Source organism: Mycobacterium sp. DHQP2018-32-09 (assembly GCF_058148405.1).
On record NZ_JBYVYK010000097.1, the window covers coordinates 1 to 5,963 of the forward strand.

At 72.3% G+C, this 5,963-nt stretch carries 3 protein-coding genes and 1 tRNA gene; all 4 read left to right on the forward strand.

Annotated elements, in window-relative coordinates:
• Positions 1-243 (forward strand): hypothetical protein (locus tag AC30CM_RS26630; RefSeq protein WP_490119918.1); only part of this gene is annotated, 243 nt, incomplete at its 5' end.
• A gap of 24 nt (positions 244-267) precedes the next feature.
• Complete coding sequence (locus AC30CM_RS26635) at positions 268-3,696, forward strand: ATP-binding protein (RefSeq protein ID WP_490119919.1); 3,429 nt, start codon at positions 268-270, stop codon at positions 3,694-3,696.
• A 79-nt stretch (positions 3,697-3,775) separates the two neighbouring features.
• On the forward strand, positions 3,776-5,143 hold the full coding sequence (locus AC30CM_RS26640; protein WP_490119920.1) for an FAD-binding oxidoreductase: 1,368 nt from the start codon (positions 3,776-3,778) through the stop codon (positions 5,141-5,143).
• A 51-nt stretch (positions 5,144-5,194) separates the two neighbouring features.
• Positions 5,195-5,268: transfer RNA gene (locus AC30CM_RS26645), tRNA-Met, on the forward strand.
• The last annotated feature ends 695 nt before the right edge of the window (positions 5,269-5,963 follow it).

Here is a 5,963-nt window from a genome sequence, read left to right on the forward strand (position 1 = left end):
GTCCCGCCTGCGGCGGCCACTCCGGCGCCGGGTCAGGGCCGCGCGCCCGAGGTGCCGACGCCGGCCGCGGTGCCGCCGGGGGCCCCGGTGCAGTTGTCGCCGGCCAAGTCCGCCGCGCTCGACGAGGTGAACCAGGCGCTGGACGGCATGCGGCAGGCGCAGCAGGGCGGCAACTTCGCCGACTTCGGCGCGGCACTGCAGCGTCTCGACGACGCGATGAACCGATACCGCGAGGCTCGCTAGGCGTTCTCGCCTACGCTCGTCGCCGTGCACTATCGGTTGCTCGGGCCGCTGCAGGTGCTGCGTGCCGACGGCACGGTCGTCGACATCGGGCCGCCGAAGCAGCGGGCCGTGCTCGCGGTCCTGCTGTTGGCGCACGGGCGGGTGGTGTCGGTCGACGGGTTGATCGACGCCGTGTGGGGGGACGAGGCGCCCGGTAGCGCGACGGCGAGCCTGCACGCCTACGTGTCGAATCTGCGGCGGGCCCTGCGCGGTGGCGCGTCGGCGGAGGTGCCGTCGCCCATCGTGCGGCAGGCGCCGGGTTACTACCTCGACGTGTCGGGTGACGAGGTCGACCTCGTGGCGTTCGAGGCGCTGTGCGCGCGCAGCGCGGAAGCGGTCGACGCGGGCCGGTGGGACGCCGCGCTCGAGGCGGCCGACGCGGCGCGGGCGTCGATACGCGGCCCGCTGCTGGCCGATCTGCGCGACGAGCGCTGGGTGGCCGAGGCGGCGGCGCGGGTCGACGAGTTGCGCCGGGAATGCGCCGACAGCCGGATCGCGGCCCTACTGGCACTGGGGCGGGTGCCTGCGGCGCTGGCCGAGGCGGCGGCGTTGGCCGCGGCGGATCCGTTGTCGGATCGGGCGTGCTGGTTGCACGCGTTGGCGCTGTACCGCTGCGGGCGCACGTCGGAGGCGCTGGAGGCCTACACGCGGCATGCCCGCACCCTCGACGACGAGCTGGGCCTGCAGCCGGGGGCGGAACTGCGCGAGTTGCAGACCGCGATGCTGCGGCAGGCGCCGGAGTTGGCGGCGTGGCCGCGGTCGCCGGAGTGGACCGGCGCGGTACGGGTCACGGCGACGCCTGCGGCGCGGGTGGAACCCACGCCCGCACCGGCGCGGGCGACGTTGATCGGCCGCGCGCGCGAGACCGGCGTGCTCGCCGACGTGCTGGGCGATGCGGGGGTGCCCGCGACGCGGTGGCTGGTGCTGTCGGGGCCGCCCGGCATCGGCAAGACGCGTCTGGCCGAGGAAGCCGTGGCCATGGTGGGGGCGACGGGCGGGCGCGCGGTGTGGGTGAGTTGTCCCGACGAGCGTGCGACGCCGCCGTGGTGGCCCATGCGGCAGCTGGTGCGCGCGCTGGGTGCCGATGCCGACGAGGTGCTGCAGGTGCCGGCCCACGCCGACGCGGACATCGCGAGGTTCGAGGTCTACGAACGGGTGCAGCGGCTGATCGAGGCCGCGCCCGGCCTTCGCGCGATCGTCGTCGACGACGTGCAGTGGGCGGATTCGGCATCGGTGGGTGCGCTGGCGTACGTCGCGGGCGCACTGCGCGACCGTCCGGTGGCGTTCGTGCTCACCCTGCGCGACGGCGAGCGGTCGGCGGAGTTGGCGCGGTTGCTCGGCACCGTGGCCCGCGGGGCGCGCAACCGGCACGTGGAGGTGTCGGCGCTGTCGTCGGAGGAGGTCGCGGCGCTGGCGACCCAGGTGGCCGACGAGGTGGTCACCGCCGCCGAGGCCGCGACGCTGGCCGAGCGCACCGGCGGCAACCCGTTCTTCGTGTGCGAGTACGCGCGGCTGCCACGCGACGAGCGGGCGGGCGCCGAGATCCCGCTGGCGGTGAAGTCGGTGCTCGATCGCCGCTTCGCCGCACTGGATCCCGCTGTGCTGCAGACGCTTCGCACGGCGGCGGTGATCGGCGACGTGGTCGACGTGCCGGTGTTGGCGGCGACGACGCGGCTCGACGTCGACACGCTCGCCGACCATCTGGACGAGGCGGCCGACGAGCGCATCGTGGTGTCGTCGCACACCGGGGCCGGTTACGCGTTCGCGCACGGGCTGTTGCGGGAACGGTTGGCCGCGAGCATGCCCGCGTTGCGGCGACAACGGGTGCACGCCACGGTCGCCGAGGTGCTCGCCGACAGTGCGGCCGCCGATGCCGTGACGCGCCGGGCACAGCATCTGCTGGCCGCGCAGCCGCTGGTAGAACCCGACGTCGTGGTGCGGGCGTGCCGCCGGGCGGCCGAGGAGGCCGCGCAGCGGTGGAGTTCGGACATCGCCGCCAAGTGGTGGCAGGCCGCCCTCGACGCATACGACCGGCTGCCGGCCGCGGCGCGCGACGACGCCGAGCGCGACGCGTTGACCGTGGCCATGCTGGAGGCGTATTCGCGGGCGGGTCGGGGCCGGTTGGTGTTGGCCACGGTGCAGCGCTATCTCGCCGAGGCGGTGCGCGCCGAACGGACGGCGACGGCAGGCCGCGTGGCGAGCGCGCTGCTGCGGGCCAGCGGCGGGTGGCCGTGGCTGGCGCCGGGGGAGGATCCCGGCGAGCTGCTGCGCCTCTTGGAGCGCTCGGCGGCCATCGCGGAGCGCGATGCCGGGGCGGGGGCGCGCGTGCTGGCCGCGTTGGCGGTGGGGCACTGCTACAACCCGGACCCGCGGGTGCCCGCCGGACACCTCGACGCGGCGGAGGAATTGGCGGCCCGCACCGGCGACGTGGACGTGCTCGCCGACGTGCTGATGGGCCGGCTCATCACGTACTCGGGCGTCGCGCCGCGCAGCGCCGAGTCGCTGGCGTGGGCCGAGCGGCTGGAGCGGCTGGGCCACGCCCGGGGTGACGAGGACCGGGTGATCGCGAACTCGGTGTGCACCATGGCCGCGTTGGCGCTGGCAGACGTGGCGGCCACGCAGCGGTGCCTGGCGGTGGCGATGGAGGGCAGTGAGCGATTCCGGTTGCCGGTGCTGCGGGCACAGCTGCGGTGGATGGAGGCGGTGCTCGCGGTGTGGCGGGGCGACTTCGCGGAGGCGTGGCGGCAGCACGGAATCGCGGCGGCCGTGCACGAGCAGACCGAGTTGTACGGTGCGGGAAGCGGTTTGATGGCGCAGGTGTCGCTACTGCGGGAAACCGGCGGGGAGATCGATCCGCAGTGGCTGGGCATGGTGGCGACGGCCGATACCGGCGGTGAGGCCATGGTGAACCTGGTGACCTCGGCGGTGCTGACGGTGTCGGGAACTCCGGACGTGCCCACGGCGCAGCGATTGCTCGAGGCGTGGCTGGGCACGCGGTCGCTGCCGCACGTGTGGACCACGCTGGGGCATCAGACGCTGTTGGCCCATCTCGCGGCCGACTGCGAGCTGGCCGAGTTCGCCGATCCGCTGCTGACGGCGCTGGCCCCGTTCGTGGACTACGTCGCGGTGGTGGGTCAGATCGGCGTGGTGGGGCCGGTGGCGTTGGCGACGGCGCGCTTGCGGGCGCTGCGCGGTGATCGCGACGGGGCGCGGGCCGACCTGGCGGTGGCGGTCGGCATCGCGACGCGCACGGGCGGGGCCCCGACGCTGGTGCGGTGTGCGCTGCTGTCGGCACAGTTGTGCGACGACGCGGCCGCAGCGGTGGCGGCGGCCCGGGCGGTGGCCGAGGACGCCGAACGGCTGGGAATGGCGGGTGTGGCGGCGACGGCGCGGCGCCTCGTCGGCGCGGCCTGAGAGGTCCTTGGAGCGCGCGCCAAGGAACCGCCAAGCGGTGTCGGTGATCCTTCTCGGCGACGAAAGGATCCACGAGCACATGTCCATGAACGACGTGATCGACGAGGCGTTGCACCGCAGTCTGTCCGGGTTGCGGCAGGCGGTGGCCGCACCGGTGGGCTTCCCGGGTGACGAGGTGTATCTGCAGGCGATGCCGTGGAACCTGGCGGTCCCGGTGCGGCCGGCCGCGGTGGTGGCGGCGACGACGGCCGACGACGTGGTCGCGGTGCTAAGTTTCGCAGCGGCGCGGGACTTTCGGGTGGCGGTGCAGGCCACGGGGCATGGCGCCGTGGCCGTCGCCGAGGACACGATCCTGGTGGTCACTCGCGGCATCACCGGGTGCGTCGTCGACGTGGTGGAGCGCACGGCGCGGGTGGGCGCGGGGGTGCGGTGGCAGCAGGTGCTCGATGCGGCGGCGCCGCACGGTTTGGCACCGCTGTGTGGGTCGGCGCCAGGTGTCGGCGTGGTCGGCTTCCTGACCGGTGGGGGCATCGGTCCGTTGGTGCGCACGGTCGGGTTGTCGTCGGACTACGTGCGGGGTTTCGAGCTGGTGACCGGCTCGGGGGAGGTGCTGTGGGTGACGCCCGAGGAGCACGCCGAGTTGTTTTGGGGGTTGCGCGGCGGCAAGTCGATGCTGGGGGTGGTGACCGCAGTGGAGTTCGAGCTGTTGCCGATCTCGGAGTTCTACGGCGGGGCACTGTATTTCGACACCGCCGACGTGGCGAGGGTGGTGCGGGCCTGGCAACGGTGGAGTGCCGGGCTACCCGAGACGGTGAACACCTCACTTGCGGTGCAACAGCTTCCGCCGCTGCCGGGGATTCCGGAGCCGTTGGCCGGCCGGATGACGGTGGCGGTGCGCTACACGGCGGTGGGGGACCTGGCCGAGGCGCAGCGGCTGCTGGCCCCGATGCGGGAGGTCGCCGCGCCGGTGCTGGACGGCACGGGGGTGTACCCGTACGCGGGAATCGGCCTGGTGCATGCCGATCCGCCGGATCCGATGCCGGTGCACGAGGAGCACTGTCTGCTCCGCGAGTTACCGGCCGAGGCTGTGGAGGCGCTGCTGGCGGCGGCCGGGCCGGAGTCGGGGTCGCCGCAGGCGATCGTGGAACTGCGGCTGCTGGGCGGGGCGATGGCGCGGCCGCCGCAGCACCGCAGCGCGTTCTGCCATCGGGAGGCGATGTTCTCGGTGAACGCGATCGGGGCGCTGGTGCCGCCGGTGGCCGAGATGGTGGCCCCGCACGCCGCGGCTCTGATCGCGGCGCTGGAGCCGTGGTCGACGGGTGGTCAGCTGCCGAACTTCGCGCCGACGCGCGATCCCGGGCGGCCGCGGCGGTGTTACGACGACGACACGCTGCACTGGTTGCGGGCGCTCGCGCAGCGCCACGATCCGGCCGGATTGTTGGCCTGACCACGCGATTTGGAGCTGCGGCACCGCGTCGGTAATCTTGTGTTCACCCGACGCGGGGTGGAGCAGCTCGGTAGCTCGCTGGGCTCATAACCCAGAGGTCGCAGGTTCGAATCCTGTCCCCGCTACTAGGTAGAACGGCTCCCGGAGGCAACTCCGGGAGCCGTTTTCATTGGGTTTGTGAACGCTTTTGTGAACGTTAGCCAAGCTACTTTTTCCGCTCGTGCCAAAGGGCCTTGCACTTGTTCGCGTTCGTTCCAGCCCGTCACTTCAGGGCATCGCCCTGAGTGCTCGCGCCCCCAGCGATCGCCTGCTGTGCGTACTCATGCCGACAAGCGCGGCGGCGAGGCGCCGCAAGGGCCATCGGACGGGAAGTTTGGGGGCGATTTGGTGGTGTGTCGGCATCACCTCATGGTGGCAGCCGCTTCCCGACAGCCCACCCGCTCAGGCTGCAGAAAGACAACGCCGGGCTCATCAGTACCCGTGACAGAATGGCGGACCGGTGCTTGCTCTAACCGGCAGGGTCGATTTGTCCGTCTGCGGGCCCTTCGGAGTTGTCCGACGCATCGAGACTGGCCCCGATCACGAATGCTGCCGCCTGTTCGGCAGCTTGCCTGTCATCGTTTTTAAGTACATGGGCGTAGGTCTGGAGGAAGAACCCGACGTCCGCGTGCCCGATGCGTTCACTAACAACCTTGAACTACCCCGGGTTTTGTTCCGATCTTTATAGGAGGATCAGAATCATGCCCCGTCAGTATTCGCCGGAGTTTCGTGATCGTGCGTTGCGATTGTTGGACACCACGTTGGAGGCCTCGGAAGTATC

Coding starts and splice junctions, on each gene's coding strand:
- AC30CM_RS26640 (WP_490119920.1), top strand. CDS start 3,776: ATGTCCATGAACGACGTGATCGACGAGGCGTTGCACCGCAGTCTGTCC.